Below are 19,804 nucleotides of genomic sequence, written 5' to 3'. Positions count from 1 at the left end.
ACCTTTTTTGTTCGATGATTAGAAGAACATCCCTGCAATTGAAGCAGAAAGCATAGATGCAAGCGCACCTGCTGCAACCGCACGGATGCCCATGCGTGCAATATCAGGACGTCTGTTAGGTGCCAGATTACCAAGACCGCCAAGCAGAATTGCAAGAGAAGAGATATTTGCAAATCCACAAAGTGCGAATGTAATAATAGCAACCGTTTTGTCTGAGAATGAATCCATTTCAGGCGCGAAGTTTGCATAAGCAACGAACTCATTCAATACAAGCTTCTGACCGATAAAGTTACCAGCTCTGATTGCTTCATCCCATGGAATACCAATCGCAAAGGCGAGAGGTGCGAAAACATAACCAAGAATCAGTTCAATTGAAAGCTGTTCAAAACCGAACCAGCCGCCAATCCAGCCTAGAATCCCATTTAACATTGCAATAAGCGCGATGAAAGCAATTAGCATTGCCCCTACATTCAGAACAAGCTGAAGACCGGTGCTAGCCCCTTTAGCAGCTGCATCAACTACGTTAGAAGCTTCTTCATCTGCTTCCATTGCGAAGTCCTCAGGGTCCGGGCGGTCGTCTGTTTCAGGAACAAACATTTTTGCCATAACAAGTCCTGCAGGCGCTGCCATGAAACTTGCAGCTAACAGGTACTCAAGCGGTACACCGAGCTGCGAATAACCAATCAGTACTGAACCTGCTACTGAAGCAAGTCCACCTGTCATAACAGCAAATAGCTCTGAATTTGTCATGTTCGAAATATAAGGTTTTACAACTAATGGCGCTTCAGTTTGCCCAACAAAAATGTTAGCTGAAGCTGACATTGATTCAGCTTTTCTAGTACCAAGCATCCAGGATAATGCGCCACCTAGAAACTTGATGACTATCTGCATGATTTTCAGATAATAAAGAACTGAAATCAAAGAAGAGAAAAAGATAATAATGGTTAATACGTTAATTGCAAATACCATTCCACCTTCTGCCTGGTAACCAAATCCGCCAAGCACGAAGTCTATACCGGCATTTGCATAACTGATAATATTGTTGACACCGAAGGTTAGCCATTCAAGAAAAGCTCTTCCAATCCCAGTCTGCAGAACAAGAAAAGCAAATGTTAATTGAATTGCAAGCCCTACAAGTACCGGACGCCATTTAATCTGTGTTTTATTATCTGAGAAGATAAAGGCGATACCAAGGATCGTTAAAATCCCTGCAAATCCCCATAAAATGTTCATGTTGCCAGCTCCTAACAATTGATAAATTAGTGTGTTGCTAAATTGCTTTTCTCATTCTACAATGCAATTGCAAGCGTTTCAATAATCGTCACAGAAACGTCAAACAAATGTATGATGTCTGACGACTGAGGAGGTGAAAACTTGAAAATCAGAAAAAGCTATGGTTCAAATGGTGAAAGATCTGTATATATTCATGAAAATAAAAAGGACGAAACGATTCTCGTTGCAATCCCTTCATTGGAGTGGTCCTGCTTTTTTACATATGAAGAAGCAGGGGAAGAGCTTCTTAAGCGGATGAAAAAATCTCTATCTGACAGAACGGATAGTGATGAGGCTGCGGGGCTTACTTCACGTATCCGCGGGTGGACAGGGGAAATGTAACCGCAGTTAAAGGCTGATCAGCTCTGATCAGCCTTTAATTCTGTGTATACTACTAATCTTTCAACATATCCGCCGTTACCACGGTCAAAATATCCTGTACATGTGATCAAATTAAGCCCTCTATTAGGAGAAGATCCGAAAATGTCTGAAATTGGTGCTTCACCGGTATCGTATGCAACTGAATCCTGTACAATAAAAACGAGCGTTTCGCCGTTTTCATCTGTAACCGTAATTTCATCGCCGGGAGAAAGTTTTTTCAAATCCCAGAACACTGCAGGTGCTTTTTCACTGTCAACATGTCCTGCGAGTACTGCACTTCCTCTCTGACCGGGCTTGAACCCCGGTTCAAACCATGCAACTTCATCACCATTATCAGGTACAGCCATTCCCCCGGACTCATCAAATCCATAGGGGTTCACCACGGCATCTACGTCGATCGCAGGGATTGTGACTCTGCTTGGTCTTAGGGAGACATCCTGAACAATTGAAGTAATCGTCGGCTCATTTGTCTCAGCGGATTCTTCAGACGCTTCTTCATTTTCAATTTCGATGGGTTCTGTGGAATTAGGTTGATCTTCGGAATTTTCTGCAGGAGGAGCAGCCGTATCTGCAGAAAAAAGCTGATCAGATGGTGAGCAGCCGCCCACCATCAAAATCAGCCCTGTAAATACCAATAGTCTTTTCATTTTTTAATTATGATTGGAATACGCGCTTGCGGAATACAATCAGTAATGCTGCTCCAGCAGCAATTGCTGCTACTGCCATCATACCTGCATTAGATTGGTTAGCAGCGCCACCCATACCTGTTTCAGGCATTTCAGAAGGCATACCTTCTGATGCAGCAGCAGTAACAACTAATGGCTCAATGCTGTCAAGTGTATTTACTGCATAAACACTGTATGCCATACCAGCTTCCAGTGCAGTACCTGACAGATCAAGTACCTGGTCACCTTCAGGCGTACGTACTTCTAAGTCATATGTGCCAGCTTCAAGTTCTGCAAAGTCTGTTACAGCAGGGAACTCAGCTCCAGAGAACACTGCGTCTCCACCGATCAGACCAACATCAACTGCCGGTGCATCCGGAGAGAAGTGACCGGCACGAACTTTTGTCATTCCTTCACCAATTGAAAGGTCATCTTGTGTTACATTTAGTTGAATGCTATCAAGTGTTCCTACAGCAGCTGCAGTATAGTACATACCTTCTTCAACTGTAAGTGTTTCTGAAATGACAGCTGTTTCTGTGTCTCCAGCAGGGAAGATTTCAACCTCATGATCTCCTGCAGGAAGTGCTAAGTAATCAGTAAATGCCTTGAATTCCGCGCCTTCAACTACTGCTTCTCCGTTTACATAGACATCAACAGCCGGTGCGTCAGGAGATGCGTGAATGACTCGGACCCAGCCTTCCCCACCTTCATGATTGTCAGCGAGTGCTGCGCCGCCCATCATAGCCATTACCATGATCGCTGCAGCAATTGAGCTAAAAAGCTTTTTCACAAAAAACCACTCTCCTTTTTGGTTTTGTATAAATTGTTGTACGCTTTACCTATACCCGATTAAAATTTATAAACGCATCGTAATATGTTAAATGTTAAAATTTTTATAACGCGCATGTTTTATCGGTACAGGCATTGTACAACTTATTTATATACCGAGTTTAAAATTTGTACAACTCTGAATGTGCTTTTTAACATTTTGCGGTGGATTGCATTATGTTATAGAAACTAATATGATGTTAAAGGTAGAAATTCATACATGAGAGGAAATGGATATGACACTTATAGATGAGGTACAATCACGCAGAACGTTTGCAATTATTTCTCACCCCGATGCCGGAAAGACGACACTGACAGAGCAGCTGCTTTTATTTGGCGGTGCAATTAGAGCTGCAGGAACAGTCAAAGGTAAAAAAACAGGGAAATTTGCAACGTCTGACTGGATGGAAATTGAGAAGCAGCGTGGTATTTCAGTTACTTCTTCAGTTATGCAGTTTGACTATCTTGGAAAAAGAATAAATATACTGGATACGCCTGGACACCAGGATTTCAGTGAAGACACTTATCGTACACTGATGGCAGTTGATAGTGCCGTTATGATCATAGATGCAGCAAAAGGGATTGAAGCACAGACATTAAAACTTTTTAAAGTTTGTAAAATGAGAGGCATTCCGATTTTTACATTCGTAAACAAGCTTGACCGTCAGGGAAGAGAGCCGCTTGAAATTATGGAGGAACTTGAGGAAGTACTTGGCATTGAATCTTATGCAATGAACTGGCCGATTGGCATGGGGAAAGAATTCTTGGGAATTTATGACCGCCATCACAACCGGATTGAACAGTTCAGAGTAGAAGAAGATCAGCGTTTTCTTCCATTAAATGAAGAAGGGGAGCTTGAAGGGGAGTATGAGATCAAAAATTCTTCCCTTTATGACCAGGCACTTGAAGATGTAATGCTTTTAAATGAAGCTGGAAACGAATTCACAAATGATAGGCTGAAGAAAGGGGAAGTAACGCCTGTATTTTTTGGCAGTGCGCTAACAAACTTTGGTGTGCAGACATTTTTAGAGACTTACCTGCAATTTGCACCTTCACCTCAGCCAAGAAAAACAGATCAGGGGGAAGTGGAGGCAACAGAGGAAGAGTTTTCAGGCTTTATCTTCAAAATTCAGGCGAATATGAACCCTGCTCACCGTGACCGAATTGCATTTCTCCGGATTTGTTCCGGCCAATTCGAAAGAGGGATGCCGGTGCAGCTTAGCAGAACCGGTAAAACAATCAAGCTAAGCTCCTCTACTTCCTTCCTGGCAGATGACCGGAATACGGTTGATAATGCTGTAAGTGGTGACATTATTGGTATACACGATACCGGAAACTACCAGATTGGAGATACACTGACGGGCGGTAAAAAGAATTTTGCATTTGAAAAGCTTCCACAATTCACACCTGAATTATTTATGAGGGTTACCGCTAAGAATGTCATGAAGCAAAAGCATTTCCATAAAGGGATAAACCAGCTGGTACAAGAAGGTGCGATTCAGCTGTATAAAACATATAGAACAGATGAGATTATCCTTGGAGCAGTCGGGCAGCTTCAGTTTGAGGTATTCGAGCACCGAATGAAGAACGAGTATAATACAGACGTTATGATGGAAAACATCGGCTCAAAAATTGCCCGCTGGATTGAAAATGAAGAAGACGTGAAAGATGCAATGTCTTCTCAAAGAAGCATGCTGGTAAAGGATCGGTACGACAAGCTTGTTTTCCTGTTTGAAAACGACTTTGCCATGAGATGGTTTTCTGATAAACATCCTGATATTAAACTTTACAGCTTATTATAGAAACAATAGCATCCTGCTTCGGCGGGGTGCTTTTTTAATCTTGATGAAGGTGTTGCTAAAAGGCCTGCTTTAAAATAAAAGAGGGCTTTACCGATCATAGTAAAAAACATTATTTTTTTACTATGTAATAGGAATAAAGTATGTTTCATAAGGGTAGATAAATAGGAGCATAAAAGAAAACGAAGGTGGGGGCAAATAAATGGTTACAAAGTGTGTAAATTGCGGAGTGAGTATGAAGTTTTCAAATGAGGGTACACTTCATCTGAAAAATATCACTGAAAGGGAAATGAAGTCTTTATCTTTTCCGGTTATCGGACTGGATGGACTTTATAAGACCGGTTATGAAAGCTTGAACCAGCTTGACGAAATGACAAATGAAATTCTGATGGTTAATGATCGGATAGAATGCGGCATTTCTGCTAAAGATCACTATGCTCAATATATGAGTGTTGCTTTATTTAAAATCCGTCTGGAGAATAGAGAAACAGTTGAGTTCATTCAGGAAGGCAAGCTGATCAGTCATTTGCAGCCAATTGTGAGTATTACTTCCGGTGAGTTATATGCCTATGAATCATTACTTAGAGCCGAGAGCAGCGAAAAGAAGATTTCTCCTTATGAATTGTTTCAGGTGGCCAACAAAGCTGAAATGCATTCATTACTGGATCAAAGAGCAAGAGAAGAAGCGATCCGTGCCAGGAAGAGTCATATTGATTCCGGGATTAAAAGCTTTATTAACTTTCTGCCTTCTACCATTTATAACCCTGAGTATTGCCTGCAACACACTTTTCACATTGTGAATAAATATAACGTTGACCCTGCAGATCTCGTTTTTGAGGTAGTAGAGACTGAAAAGGTACAAGATGTTGATCATTTAAAAAAAGTTTTTCAAACATACAAACGTGAAGGAATGAAAGTTGCACTGGATGATGTTGGTGCAGGCTTTTCCACAATTGAAATGCTGAAATTGTTAGAGCCTAATTATGTGAAAATCGACCGTTCTTATATAGACCGCTGTGATGAAGATATTAAGAAGCAGGAATTTTTATCTGAAGTAAATTATTTATCCAAAGAACTTGGTATTACAGTTTTGGCGGAAGGTCTAGAAAGAATGGAAGAATTAAAAATCTGTAAAGAGGTTGGCGTTGACCTTTGTCAGGGCTACTTAATCGGTAAGCCTGAACCTACAGCCAAAACACCAATTATTAATACATCAGTCGCATCCTGACGGTTTTGACTTGACGACTTGCCGAAATCAATATAGAATCATCATATGCTTTACCGCTTAAAAGCGTTTAAGTAAAAGAGTATATTGCGATGATCCGACAGATTCTAGTAGAGAAATGAACTGCAGCAAACAGAGACTGGGAAACCTGCTGAAATCCCAGGCAGACTTTGATCGAATTACACCTGTCCGATGGATGTACGAATTAAGTGAGTGAGATACTAATATGGGTGGTACCGCGGAGTATACTTCGTCCCTGTTTTGGGGCGGAGTTTTTTGCGTCTAAAAATTTGGTCAAGGGGGATTTTACATGAAGAAAATACACCAGGAAGTTACACCTTCTTTTATTGAAAGTATCAAGATCGTTCTGATTGTGATTGCAATTATGAGTGTCAGTATGATTGGATTCGGTTCAGTTCCGCATGTTCCAATCATGATATCAATTTTGCTTTTAGTTTTATTCGGACTTATCAAAAAGGCACCATTTTCAAAACTGCAGGAGGGGATGATTTCAGGGGCTTCCTCCGGGATGGCAGCAATATTTATCTTTTTATTTATCGGCGTACTCATTAGCGCGTTCATGCTCTCAGGCACAATTCCAACTCTCATGTATTACGGGCTGTACTTAACGGAATTTCCTTTTTTCTTTACGGCTGTTTTTGCGATTACTGCAATTATAGGGATCAGTATAGGGAGTTCGTTAACGACTGTTGCAACGGTTGGTGTCGTCTTTATCAGTATAGCCGGCTCGCTTGATTTTTCACTGGCAGTAACAGCAGGTGCAATTGTTTCAGGCGCTTTCTTTGGTGATAAGATGTCACCGCTTTCGGATACAACAAACTTAGCTTCATCCGTTGTAGGAGTCGATTTGTTCACGCATATCCGTCATATGTCGTGGACCACGATTCCGGCTTTTGTGTTAACCGCAATATTTTTTATGTTTTTTTCTTCTGATCAGGCAGGAGGTCATAGTGAAGGAATCATTCTGATCAGGGAACAGCTGAATGATACAGGACTGATTCATTTATATAGTCTGTTACCGATTGCCCTTTTATTTATTTTTGCAGCAAAGAAGATTCCGGCACTGCTTACTTTAATCTCAGCGGTCGTATTCAGTATTGCGATTTCCTACATTCATAGCACGGTGCCTGTGTCAGAACTTTTCGGTGTATTGTTCTCGGGGTATTCAGCAGCATCTGAGAGTGAACAGATCAATGAACTCCTGAACCGGGGCGGTGTTGAATCGATGATGTTTACAATTTCACTCGTATTTCTTGCGCTCGGTCTTGGAGGTTTGTTATTCACAACCGGAGTGATTCCGGCGCTTTTTAATAAAATCAGAAGCGGAAAAGGCACGCTCGTTAAAGCAGCAGGTACTGCGATTGGAACCAATGTACTCATCGGAGAACAGTATTTATCGATCCTTTTAACAGGTGAAACATTCGCCCACCAGGCAGATGAAGAGAACATTGAAAGAAAGAACCTGTCGAGGGTGCTTGAAGACGCGGGTACTGTCATCAATCCACTTGTACCATGGGGTGTTTGCGGGGTATTTATAACAGGTGTATTAGGTGTAGAAGTTATCGAATACTTGCCATTTGCTTTCTTTTGTCTGATCTCACCGGTTCTGACACTACTTTATATCTATACAGGGTGGACTGTTACGAAAACCGAATGATTTGATGATATTGTGAACGCTGCATTTTAAAATTGATTAGCGACAGCTTTGTCGGTATAGTAAATTGTAGAGTAAAAAGCTGGTTTAAAAGACTGGCGGAAGGAGCGTTACACTTGAACATCAGTCGTTTTTCAATCAGACGACCCGTCTTTACAATCGTAACGATGCTGGTTGTTCTCTTAATAGGTACAATTTCACTAACCAGGATTCCGCTTCAATTGATACCGAATATTAATGCACCGGTTTCAGTTGTTGTGACATCTTATCCTGGTGCAGGGCCGACAGAAGTGCTTGAAAAAGTCACAAAACCCATCGAGTCCCAGGTTGCACAGCTTCCGGGCCTTGAAAATGTGCAGTCCACTTCAACAGAAGGTTCTAATCTGGTCCTGCTCGAGTTCAATTTTTCAACAGATATAGATGAGGTTGAAGGAGATATCAGACGTGCGGTAGAACAGGTACAGCTGCCGGATGATGCAAATCAGCCCCGTGTTTTAAAATTTGATCCGTCCCAGTTCCCGGTTATTCAAATGAGTCTCAGGTCATCTGATGCGGACGTAAATGTCAGAAACCTTGCTGAGGAACTGGAAGTAGAACTTTCAAGGACTGAGGGAGTTGCAAGTGTAGATATTTCAAACTCTCTATCAGAAGAAGTGAGAATCTCGCTGAACCAGGATGATTTGCAGACATATGGTCTAACTCAGACCGATATTTCAAATGTAATCCAGTCGAATAACGTTTCATTCCCTGGGGATACAGTTGAAACAGATGGCAAGAGCCTGACAACCAGAATATTAAGTACGCTGACTTCAGTTGAAGACATTGAAGAACTTGTTGTTTCAGTTGATCCTGAAACCGGCGACGATATTCTACTTGCAGATATAGCAGATGTTCAGCTTGGCGAGCCGGAGCAATCCGTTATTACTCGTGCAAACGATGAAGATGCAGTATTGATCAGCGTATTACAGGAAGCAGATGCCAACACAGCAGATGTATCAACAGCATTTCAGGATACGCTTGATGAGCTTTTAAATGAGGAACAATATGAAAGTGTCACAGCAGATGTGCTGTTTGATCAGGGTGATTACATTCAGCTTGCGATTGGTAATATTGCCAGCTCACTGATCTTCGGTGGAGTTTTCGCAATGGCAGTATTGTTCTTATTCCTAAGAAATATTAAGAGCCCGATCATCATTGGTGTAGCCATTCCATATTCAGTGATCGTAACTTTCGTGCTGATGTACTTTGCAGATTTTTCTCTTAACATATTCACACTCGGTGCACTCGCACTTGGAATTGGAATGCTAGTCGATAATGCGATTGTCGTGCTTGAAAATATCTACAGGCATCTCGGTATGAAAAAAGATCCGAAGTCAGCAGCGAGAGAAGGGTCAAAAGAAGTTGCAAGTGCCATTACTGCATCTACGCTTACTACCATTGCTGTCTTTATCCCGGTTGTCTTTATTGAAGGATTAATTGGAGATCTATTCACCGAATTTGCTTTAACGATCTCATTCAGTCTATTTGCATCACTTGTTGTTGCGTTGACAGTGATTCCAATGCTTGCAAGTAAAATGCTGAAAGAGCCGAAGCAAGATCTTGAGAAGAAAAGAAGAGAATCACCGTTCACCAAACGTTTTCTCGGGTCAGTCAAGTGGTCACTCAGACACAGATGGGTACCACTTCTGATTACATTTGTTCTTCTTGTTGCAGGCGGTTTTGGAATTATGAGTGTTGGAACTCAGTTTCTGCCTGCGACTGATGAAGGTTTCTTTGATATCAGCGTATCACTCGAAAATGGTACTGCTCTTGAAGAAACTGAATCAGTCATTGCTGCAATCGAAGATGAATTAAGGGAAGAAGAGTCGATCGATGTTTATCTGAGCCAGGCAGGTTCATCCGGGCAGGGTGGTATAGATAACGCACCAGACGGTTCTTCAGGTAATATTTTTGTGAAGATGAAGCAACTCGATGATCGTGATATTTCAGTATTTGAACTGATTGAAAAAATTACGCCCGATATTGAAGAAGCAGCTCTTGCTGTAAATGAAACAGCCGAAGTTTCAGCATCACTGCAGACAGCAACGGGCACTTCACCACAGACGCTGTCATTCAGTGTAAGAGACACAAATGAATCAAGGTTAAATGAATCTATCGATCAGATCAGAAAGGCATTAATGGATCTTGATTCAATTACAGAAGTAGAGACAGACCTTGAAGATACAGTCGAAGAAGTGCAGATTGAAATTAACAGGAATGAAGCAAGAACAGCGGGGCTGTCTCCTGCTCAAATCTCCCAGGAAGTAAATGCTGTTACACGAGGTGCATTAGCGACACAGATCATCACCGATGATTCAGATGTATATGACGTTTATATACAGTACGATGAAGAAATCGCGAATACGATTGACGGGCTTGAAGATCTGGCATTAAGAGCGCCATCAGGTGAATTCATATCACTGGGCGAAGTAGCAGACATTACAGTAGATGAGGGGCCTGTATCAATTCAGAGAATTGATCAGCAGGCGGCTGTAGGGTTTACAGCATCTTATACGACAAGTACAAACCTGGGCGCAGTGTCCCAGGAAGTGGATGAAGCAATTGCGGATCTGAATCTGGCTGATGAAACAGAAGTCGTATTCGGCGGAGACAGAGAACTGCTTGAAGACTCAATCATGGATATGTTACTCGCTGTAGGACTTGCTGTTGTGTTAGTTTACCTTGTCATGGCGGCTCAGTTTGAGTCATTTAAGTATCCATTTGTAATCATGTTTACCGTTCCGCTGATGGTCATTGGTGTGGCCATTGCACAGTTTGTGACACAGACACCAGTCAGCGTAACGTCAATTATCGGTTTGTTGATCCTGACCGGGATTGTCGTAAATAACGGAATTGTACTCGTTGATTATATTAATCAGCGAAAAACAGCGGGCATTGCAAGTTATGAAGCAATTTATACTTCAGTCAGAGATCGTGCGCGTCCAATCCTAATGACTGCATTGACTACGATTCTGGCATTGGTGCCGCTTGCACTCGGTATCGGTGAAGGAACAGAAATTAACCAGCCAATGGCGATCACCGTAATTGGCGGATTAATCAGTTCAACTTTCCTGACACTATACATTGTTCCGATTGTCTACAGTTTTCTTGATCCGGAAACGAGAAAGATGAACAAAAAGAAAAAAGCAAAATAATAAAAGGCAGTTCACAAAATTTGTGAACTGCCTTTTTAGTACGTTATTATTCTGTATAATCAGAATAAGGGGAGTGATCATATGAAAAAGGGATATTTTATTACTGGATTTCCAGGGTTTATAAGTGAAAAACTTTTAAGAAAATGGCTGAATGAAAAAGACGAAAAAAATATTTATTTACTCGTATTACCTGATCTGCAGCAAAAAGCCGCTGAAAAAATCGAGAAGCTGAGAAATGAAATTCCGACAACATCCACTATCCATATTGTTCAGGGAGACATTACAAAAGATCAAATTGGTTTGTCTTCTGCAGTTACGGTTCATTTAAAAGATAAAATCCATTATGTATGGCATCTGGCTGCAATCTATGATCTTGCAATTGACCTTCCGACCGCTTATAAAGTGAATGTAAGAGGTACATATAACGTGAATGAATGGGTGAAATCGTTAACAAATCTTAATCGTTACGTGTATTTCAGCACGGCTTACGTAGCAGGACGCAGAACGGGTCTGATCAAAGAGGATGAACTGATCAGACCGGACGAATTCAGAAATTTTTATGAAGAAACGAAGTTTGAAGCGGAAGTGCTCGTTGACCAGTTGAAAAATGAACTACCTGTAACGATCCTTCGTCCGGGCATTGTAAAAGGTGATACAGTGACCGGGGAAACGAGTAAATTTGATGGTCCGTATTATCTGCTGAATATATTTGAAAAAACAAAAAAGATCTCAAGGCTTCCTTATATCAGTAAAAGCCGTGCGAAGCTTAACGTAGTGCCTGTTGAATATATAATAGAAGCTTCGTGTTATCTGGCCGAATCTGAACACAGTGTCGGAAAGACCTATCATCTAACTGATCCGAAACCATACCCGGCCAGAGAAATTTACCGTTTCTTACTGCAAAAACAGACCGGCAGGACACCTTCCGGGTTTGTCTCACATAAAATGATGGATAAAGCCCTGGCTGTTCCACGTATCAGAAAACATCTCGGTGCTGAAAGAGAAGGTCTTGAATACTTTTTCTGGGAAGGTGAGTTTGACCAGTCACATACAGCGTATGATCTGGCTGGCTCAGGTATCGAGTGCGCTGACTTTTTAGACGGCCTTGATGCGATGGTCGATTTCTATAATCGTCATAAGCACGAAAAAGAACTTCATACTCATATAAAATAGTCTTGCCAAAATTTACTTAAGTGATATAATAAATTCAATTCAATAGCGCTTTGACAACTTGTCAAAGGGGAGTAGCTTTAGCTGTTAATACAGCTAATTATGATCGTCACGACATGAACTGAAGCGGTTCATCGGTCATAATGGCATGAAAATGCTTTGCAAGACCTTTGCCTTTTATTAGGCGAAGGTCTTTTTATGTTGTCTGATCTAATTTTTCGGGCTTTATGATTAATTACTCAGTTATTGGAGAAAATGATGAAAGACAAGAGGAGGAAATAAGGAATGGATGCAGCGTTATTATTAGAATACGGCTGGGTGCTTCTCATTCTCATTGGGCTTGAAGGGATCCTTGCTGCAGATAATGCAGTCGTTATGGCTGTTATGGTAAAGCACCTTCCGCCAGAACAGCGGAAAAAGGCATTATTTTATGGTTTATTCGGAGCATTTGTTTTCCGTTTTGCATCACTATTTTTAATCGCAATCTTAATAGATGTCTGGCAGGTGCAGGCAATCGGTGCTGCCTATCTGCTATATATCTCAATCAGTCATGTGACAAAACAGATTAGAAGTAAAAAGGATGAGTCTGTGGAAGCGGAAGAAGCTGAGAAGAAATCAAAAGGATCAGGTTTCTGGATGACGGTGTTAAAAGTCGAATTAGCTGATATTGCTTTTGCCGTGGATTCCATGCTTGCAGCTGTTGCGCTCGCACTGACGCTGCCTGCAGTTGGAGCGTTTGAAATTGGCGGAATGGACGGCGGACAATTCATCGTGATCTTCCTTGGCGGATTAATTGGTCTGATTATCATGCGTTTTGCTGCACACTGGTTCGTGAAACTGCTTGGTAAATACCCGCTGCTTGAAACAACTGCATTTCTAATCGTAGGCTGGGTAGGTGTCAAGCTCGCAGTGTTAACATTAGGTCACCCGAACGTACAATTAATTGATACACACTTCCCTCATTCAACGGAATGGAAAATTATTTTCTGGTCAGTGCTTTTGTTGATCGCAGGTGGAGGGTATTTTCTTGCTAAAAAACGTGGTGCCGAAAGTACGGCATACTGATTATTTGAGTCTGCTCTTTTACAGGGCAGGCTTTTTTATATAGCGGTCGGTTGTGTCCCCAAATAAATATCAAAAAAATTCCTCACTTACCCCCTCATATTACAAATACATTACGAAAACTTTATTAAATGGCGGCACCTTCCATTCGACACAATTTACCGGTACAATTTATTTATGACGTGTTGAATAGAGGTGGAGAGGTTGTTATCCTTCCTTTTGTTTGGATTATATAAATTTTCATCGAAGGTTACTTTGGAAGAAAAAGTGGCTGAGATTCAAAAAGGAAATACGCAGCTTTTATCAGAAGTGCTGGAAGATTATAAACCTTTTGTTAAAAAAGCTGCGTCAAAGGTTTGTCACCGGTATATATATGATTCTGATGATGAATATAGTATTGCTTTAATTGCGTTCAACGATGCACTGATGAAATATGAAACTGATAAAGGGGCTTCCGTTATCAGTTTTTCCGAAGTTGTCATTAAGAGAAGATTGATAGATTACGTGAGATCTCATCAAAAAGAAAAGCAGGAAATGCTGTTTGAACCAGGTGGAGAAAGTCTTGAAACGGCGGGATATCTGGAGCATAACCAGTCAATGAAAGTATATCATGCTGATCTTGAGTCTGAATCCAGAAAAGATGAAATTGCGCGGTACAGTCGTGCTCTTAATGATTATGGGCTGTCTTTTAATGAGCTTGCAGCCAGTTCACCGAAGCATAAGGACGCGAGAAGAAATGCCATATTTATTGCCCAGCTGGTCATCTCAAATGATGAGTGGTTTGCAGAGTTAAAAAGCAAAAAAAGGCTGCCGATCAAAAAGATTGAAAAAGAAGTGGAAGTCAGCAGAAAAACAATTGAGCGGAATAGAAAGTATATTATTGCGGTTGCTGTTTTACTGAATGGCCGATTTCCTTATCTCTATGAGTATGTGAAGGAGCAGTTATCATGAAAAAAGGAATTGTAATGGAAGTAAATAAGCGGCATCTTGTCCTTTTGACCGGTGAAGGGGAGTTCTGCAGAGTGAGAAAGCCGATGGAAAAAGTTGATGTGGGTGATGAAGTTACTGCAGGCGTTATGGCGGTGAGATCTTATAATCACCTTGTTGCTGCTGGTGCCCTGGCTGCAGTGTTTATGATTGCATTTGTGATACTTCAACCATTTTTCAACCAGAAGACTTATGCTCATGTAGCGGTTGATATTAATCCAAGTTTTGAAATTGAATTAAATCAACATAATGAAACTGTCATGCTGGAACCAAAGAATGAGGACGCCAGGGGGATTTTTGAGAGTCTTTCATGGGAAGAGGAACCTGTTGGAGATGTGATTGAAGCAATTGTACAGGAGAGTATTCGTGAAGGCTTCATCACACCTGAAGTAGGCACTGTGACGGTTTCAACTGCACTCTCAGATGAAGCAGACGAACAGTATGGAAAAGAACTTGAGTCAACACTAAAAAAATGGTCACAGACTTTAAACGTTTCAAACGTTGCATTTTTAAAGGGAAATATGGATCACGTAAAGACTGCTGAAGAAAAAGGTATTTCATTTGGACAGCTTCTGGCTGAACAGCAAAGCGATAAGCCGATCACACCTGAAAAGCCTGAACCTGTTATCACAGAGCAGCAGGCAGAGAATGAGCAGGAAGAAACAACAGTAGACCCTGTTGAAACAACTGTAAAAGATCCAGCGCCTTCTGAATCTGAACCGGTTGAAGAACCTGCCGAAGAAACAGCGCCTGCCAATCAGCATGGAATAGATAAAAAGGAAGAAAATCAGCAAAAACAGGAAGAAAAAAAGGCTGAGCAAAACGAACGGAAAGAGCAGAAGCATGAAGAGAAAGAGAAGCCATCAAACAATGGGAACAGCGGTAATCATAACGGGAACGGTGGAAACAACGGGAACAGCGGAAATAACGGGAACAACGGAAACAACGGGAACAGCGGGAACAACGGAAACAATGGCAATAACGGAAAAAATAATGGAAACGGTAACTAAAGCAGGGGATCCCCTGCTTTTTTTATTTTGTTTATAAAATCAATCATTTGGCATAGAGTTTTAAAGTTTCTATTTAAATATCTGTGTTTTTCATATAAGCTATGTATAGATTTCACGGAAAGGAATTTGAAACCATGTGGCAGAAGTTAAAGGACTGGATTAGAATGTTAAAACCAGCCCAGCTGATTGTGACCTATTATTTCCTTGCAATCAGTTTATCATTTGGGCTATTGAGACTGCCATGGGTACATCAGCCGGGTCAGGAAGTCTCTTTAATTGATTCGCTTTTCACAGCCGTCAGTGCCGTTAGTGTGACAGGACTGACTGTGATTCAAATTACAGATACGTATACAGTATTCGGCATTGTTATGGTCATGCTGATTTTGCAGCTTGGCGGTATTGGAATTATGTCTCTTGGAACATTTGTATGGCTGCTGATAGGTAAAAGAATTGGGCTTAGAGAACGGCAGTTGATTATGCTGGATCATAATCAATATAATTTATCAGGCGTGGTAAAACTTATTATTGAAATTATTAAAATTCTTTTGCTTATTGAAGCAATTGGGGCTTTATTGTTAAGTCTATATTTTACTCAGTTTTATGAAACGTGGGCTGAAGCAGTCTTACATGGCGTTTTTGCTTCTGTATCAGCGACCACAAACGGAGGATTTGATATTACAGGTCAGTCAATGATTCCATATGCAAATGATTATTTCGTTCAGATTATAACGATATTACTTATTATACTAGGTGCGATTGGCTTTCCTGTGTTGATTGAATTAAAGCAATTTCTGAGTCACAAGTCTGGACCGTTCAGGTTTTCCTTATTTACAAAATTAACGACAATTACATTTGGCATACTGCTGATTATTGGTACTTTGCTGGTCTATTTAATTGAATTGAACCACCGCTTTGCTGATGTCAGCTGGCATCAGGGATTGTTTTATGCATTGTTCCAGTCTGTTTCCACGAGATCAGGGGGACTAGTGACGATTGATGTGAGTACATTTACTGAACCAACTCAATTAGTACTGAGTCTTCTGATGTTTATAGGCGCTTCACCGAGTTCTGTTGGAGGCGGAATTAGAACGACTACTTTGGCAATTGCCGTATTGTTTCTCATCAACTTTTCAAGAGGAAGACATCATATTCAAGTATTTGGCAGAGAAATTCACCTGATTGATATATTCAGGTCATACGCTGTCATCATTTTGGCTGTGTTAATGTCAATGATCTCAGTCATTACGATTATGATTATTGAGGATCTAGATGTGATTGCGGTTATTTTCGAAGTGACATCTGCATTCGGAACTTCCGGTATGTCGATGGGGATTACGCCGACACTTTCAACACCGAGTAAGATTATCCTGATGATCCTGATGTTTATCGGGCGGGTCGGTCTGATCTCATTCCTGTTTATGATTGGCGGAAACAATAAGAAAGAAAAGTTCCATTATCCAAAAGAGCGTGTAATAATCGGATAACAAAAAGATCCTTTGCGGGCTAGGCAAAGGATCTTTTTTAATTTGAATGTTTCAGACGGTCATGCTTTGAACCTGTTCTTTAGAAAACTCAAATAACGAAGACTCACCGGTTTTAGGATCATAGTAAGCAAGCAGATACATGCCTGCAGGCTGTCCGTTAACCAGCTTTAAACCTTCTTCAAGTACAGTGTGCTTGTGAAGCTCCTTTTGGTTCAGTTTAAGTGATACAAATGCCTCTCCGGCCATCTCTGGATGAGAGAGAAGGCTGTCATAGACGTCACTGAACCGTTTGTCTTCTTTATTCCACCATGCTTTTCTCGGTTTAAATCTATGGTTTTGTAAGTAATCTTTTTTCATCAGATAGGACACATATGGAAGAGACTCCGGCTGATGCTCTTCAATAAACTGATAAAGCCTTTTGAATAAATCCTCAAGCTGGTGACCAATGCGTGACCAGCCTTTGTTATCCCAATAAGTACCGAACTCCTGATAAAAATCAAACGGCGTATCAAACACATCCGTTGTCAGGTATTCAATGGTTGTATCCAGTCTGTGGTCGTTCCAGTATTTTTCTAACACGTCTTCAACCTGCTTAATTCTCAGGATTTCATCAAAAGTCAGCTGATTATTCCCAAGGATTTCATAGGGTGCATGGTCCATGAAGACGTATTGATGATCAGCAGCATTGATTCTTAGGCCGGTTCCCCGGAGCATTTTCAAGAATCCAAGCTGAAGTTCCTCTGGTCCAAGTTCATATACGTCATTGAACGTCTGTTTGAACGAATCATAATCTTCTTCCGGCAGCCCGGCGATGAGGTCCAAGTGCTGATCGATTTTTCCGCCTTCTTTCACCATTGTCACTGTACGTTTCAGCTTATCAAAATTCTGCTTCCTTTTAACAAGTTCATTCGTATGGTCATTTGTTGACTGAACCCCGATTTCAAAGCGGAATAAGCCTGCAGGTGCATTGTCATTTAAATACTGAATCACTTCCGGCCGCATAATATCTCCGGTAATTTCAAACTGGAACACTGTACCCGGCAGGTGTTCGTCGATCAGAAACTCAAACATTTCCATCGCATAACTTCTGCTGATATTAAAAGTCCGGTCGACAAACTTAAACACTCTTGCACCGTGCTGCATCAAATAGCGGATGTCATCTTTCACTGCTTCCCGGTTGAAGTATCTGACCCCGACTTCGATTGAAGAGAGACAGAATTGACACTGGAAAGGACAGCCTCTGCTTGTTTCAAGGTAAGTGATTCTCTTTCTCAGATCAGCACGGTCCTCTTTGAATCTGAAAGGGGAAGGCAACGTTTTTAAATCTGTCTTTTGTGGCTGTGGAATGAGGTGCATTCTGTCATCCACCAGGCATGCAGCACCTCGGACCTGATTAAATTCGATGTTACCTGAGTAATACTCAAGCAGCTCTTTAAAAGTGGCTTCACCTTCGCCGACAACAATAAAGTCTATATCATGACGAAGTCTTTTTAACCAGTAATCAACATCATAAGTAACTTCAGGACCACCAAGAATGATTTTTACTTCAGGTAATATCTTTTTCAACATTCGAATCACCTGAATGGTCTCTTCAATATTCCATATATAACAGCTGAAGCCGATATTATCAGGTTTCTTCGCGTATAAATCACCGGCAATATTCAAAATCGGATCGTTAATGGTGTATTCAGCAAGCTCAATATCGTAATCAGGTGCAGCAGCTTTCAAATATCTGATTGCAAGGTTAGTGTGTATATATTTGGCATTTAATGAAGCCAGAACTGTTTTCATTTTTTTACTCCTTTATTAACAAATCAACCCCTATTCTACATGAGAGAATAAGGGTTGACAATAATTGTTCGTTATAATGAATAATTTTGATTTAAATGGTTTATTTTATGACATGAAGATGTTAATATTAAACAATGTATTAACTGAAATTTCAAATTACTTACTTTTGGTTCAACATTTTTTTGGCTTTAGAGTTATTCAGTTCCACTATAGGCTGTGCTGCTGCTGCCACCAGTCTTGATGATAAAAAAATGGTCAGTATTAATGATGCGGCCATAATGATAAGCAGTGACACATATGGATTGACTGCTAATCCAAAGCCGCTTTCACGGTAAAACTGGATGATAAAGCCGTGAAACAGGTATACATACAGCGTGTTCACGCCCCATTTTGTAAAAAATGTTTTTATGATCGGTGCAAGTGAAAAGAATGCAATCACCAGACCAAAGCTCACTGCATAGATCAGCAACCTGAGAAGAGGGCTTGCTTCTACTGGCGTTCCAAGATCCTCATACGAATGTGAACCGAATAACCATCTGCTGCTCCAGTCAGGCAGGAAGTAAATTGATATAAATACTAACAGGATTGAGAGTGCAGAGAAAACCCTTACCTTTTTGGAATTCAACTGACTGAAAAAGTTTCTGTTCAAATAATGACCTGCAAGGAAGAATGGAAAGAATACAAACGTTCTTGATAGACTTAATGTTGATGTATAGTCATTCACAAACCCGATCAGTACACCAAGCGCAATACTGATCACCATTGCTGCTTTCCACTTCAGCTTTAATACATCTACAAATAATAGTAATAACAGGCTCCAGAAAAACATGCTCACTAAAAACCACAGTGCCCATTGTGGGTTCAGCGGATCAATCTCAAGGTTGTTATGATCCCTCAGGAAGTAATAATAAATCGTATAAATCAACTGGAAAATTAAATAAGGTACGATCAGCTTTTTTAACAGTTTAAAGATCAGGCCCTTTGAATAGGATGCTTTGGCAAAATAGCCGGCAATTAAAATGAATGCCGGCATATGAAAAAAGTAGATTGTCTGATAGGTAGTCATCAGAATTGGATCTGCCTCTATACTGCTTTGAATGGCATGTCCAAAAACTACCAGAAAGATTAAAATGAATTTTGCATTATCAAAGTAATAATCACGTTTAGACATTGTTACACCGCTTTCTATTACACTTCGTTCCACTTTAAATACCCTTTTTTACAATTTATAAATCTGGTGAAATTGGCATAAATATAAAGT

15 protein-coding genes and 1 riboswitch are annotated in these 19,804 nt (G+C 40.7%); of the genes, 10 read left to right on the top strand and 5 right to left on the bottom strand.

The features are described from left to right. Positions 1–18 precede the first annotated feature (18 nt). Positions 19–1,233, bottom strand: a complete 1,215-nt coding sequence (locus tag ACH6CZ_RS05050; RefSeq protein ID WP_374096317.1) for a NupC/NupG family nucleoside CNT transporter — start codon at positions 1,231–1,233, stop codon at positions 19–21. Between the two features lie 141 nt (positions 1,234–1,374). Here ACH6CZ_RS05050 and ACH6CZ_RS05045 point away from each other — a divergent pair, with 141 nt between their 5' ends. Continuing rightward, positions 1,375–1,614 (top strand): YueH family protein, encoded by a 240-nt coding sequence (locus tag ACH6CZ_RS05045; RefSeq protein ID WP_374096316.1) that lies wholly within the window; start codon positions 1,375–1,377, stop codon positions 1,612–1,614. Between the two features lie 17 nt (positions 1,615–1,631). Here the strand turns inward: ACH6CZ_RS05045 and ACH6CZ_RS05040 are convergent, their stop codons facing one another. Both ACH6CZ_RS05040 and ACH6CZ_RS05035 read right to left on the bottom strand, forming a co-directional pair. Further along, the gene (locus ACH6CZ_RS05040; protein ID WP_374096315.1) at positions 1,632–2,300 is read right to left on the bottom strand and encodes a class F sortase; all 669 of its coding nucleotides are present in this window, start codon (positions 2,298–2,300) and stop codon (positions 1,632–1,634) included. Positions 2,301–2,307: 7 nt separating this feature from the next. Continuing rightward, positions 2,308–3,108, bottom strand: coding sequence for a DUF4397 domain-containing protein (locus tag ACH6CZ_RS05035; protein ID WP_374096314.1), 801 nt, complete (start codon positions 3,106–3,108; stop codon positions 2,308–2,310). A 274-nt stretch (positions 3,109–3,382) separates the two neighbouring features. On the opposite strand from ACH6CZ_RS05035, the gene ACH6CZ_RS05030 reads away from it, so the two are divergent. From ACH6CZ_RS05030 to ACH6CZ_RS04990, 9 genes are all read left to right on the top strand, one after another. Continuing rightward, positions 3,383–4,948 (top strand): peptide chain release factor 3, encoded by a 1,566-nt coding sequence (locus ACH6CZ_RS05030; protein ID WP_374096313.1) that lies wholly within the window; start codon positions 3,383–3,385, stop codon positions 4,946–4,948. Between the two features lie 232 nt (positions 4,949–5,180). After that, a complete protein-coding gene (locus ACH6CZ_RS05025; protein WP_374096312.1) occupies positions 5,181–6,173 on the top strand; it encodes an EAL domain-containing protein in 993 nt (330 codons plus the stop codon). 307 nt (positions 6,174–6,480) lie between these two features. Further along, positions 6,481–7,848 (top strand): Na+/H+ antiporter NhaC, encoded by a 1,368-nt coding sequence (nhaC, locus tag ACH6CZ_RS05020; protein WP_374096311.1) that lies wholly within the window; start codon positions 6,481–6,483, stop codon positions 7,846–7,848. Positions 7,849–7,961: 113 nt separating this feature from the next. Then, positions 7,962–11,039, top strand: coding sequence for an efflux RND transporter permease subunit (locus tag ACH6CZ_RS05015; RefSeq protein WP_374096310.1), 3,078 nt, complete (start codon positions 7,962–7,964; stop codon positions 11,037–11,039). An 81-nt stretch (positions 11,040–11,120) separates the two neighbouring features. Then, positions 11,121–12,212 (top strand): SDR family oxidoreductase, encoded by a 1,092-nt coding sequence (locus tag ACH6CZ_RS05010; protein ID WP_374096309.1) that lies wholly within the window; start codon positions 11,121–11,123, stop codon positions 12,210–12,212. Between the two features lie 54 nt (positions 12,213–12,266). After that, a riboswitch (yybP-ykoY riboswitch) is annotated at positions 12,267–12,435 on the top strand. A gap of 59 nt (positions 12,436–12,494) precedes the next feature. Continuing rightward, entirely contained in the window at positions 12,495–13,274 is a 780-nt protein-coding gene (locus ACH6CZ_RS05005; RefSeq protein WP_374096308.1) for a TerC family protein, read from the top strand. Between the two features lie 252 nt (positions 13,275–13,526). After that, positions 13,527–14,222 (top strand): RNA polymerase sigma-I factor, encoded by a 696-nt coding sequence (gene sigI / locus ACH6CZ_RS05000; RefSeq protein WP_374096307.1) that lies wholly within the window; start codon positions 13,527–13,529, stop codon positions 14,220–14,222. Continuing rightward, complete coding sequence (locus tag ACH6CZ_RS04995; protein WP_374096306.1) at positions 14,219–15,268, top strand: anti-sigma factor domain-containing protein; 1,050 nt, start codon at positions 14,219–14,221, stop codon at positions 15,266–15,268. The genes sigI and ACH6CZ_RS04995 overlap by 4 nt, the downstream gene beginning before the upstream one ends. A gap of 164 nt (positions 15,269–15,432) precedes the next feature. After that, positions 15,433–16,752, top strand: a complete 1,320-nt coding sequence (locus tag ACH6CZ_RS04990; RefSeq protein ID WP_374096305.1) for a TrkH family potassium uptake protein — start codon at positions 15,433–15,435, stop codon at positions 16,750–16,752. A 51-nt stretch (positions 16,753–16,803) separates the two neighbouring features. Here the strand turns inward: ACH6CZ_RS04990 and ACH6CZ_RS04985 are convergent, their stop codons facing one another. Next, positions 16,804–18,543 carry a B12-binding domain-containing radical SAM protein gene (locus ACH6CZ_RS04985; RefSeq protein WP_374096304.1) on the bottom strand — a complete coding sequence of 580 codons (1,740 nt, stop codon included), beginning with the start codon at positions 18,541–18,543 and terminating at the stop codon, positions 16,804–16,806. Between the two features lie 160 nt (positions 18,544–18,703). Continuing rightward, a complete protein-coding gene (locus tag ACH6CZ_RS04980) occupies positions 18,704–19,747 on the bottom strand; it encodes an acyltransferase family protein (protein ID WP_374096303.1) in 1,044 nt (347 codons plus the stop codon). Positions 19,748–19,804: the final 57 nt, after the last annotated feature.

The sequence above is a fragment of the Jeotgalibacillus sp. JSM ZJ347 genome, from assembly GCF_044383825.1.
In the GTDB taxonomy this organism is placed as follows: Bacteria; Bacillota; Bacilli; order Bacillales; family Jeotgalibacillaceae; genus Jeotgalibacillus.
The sequence above is the reverse complement of the archived record's forward strand: the minus strand, read 5'-3'. Positions and strand labels throughout refer to the sequence as shown.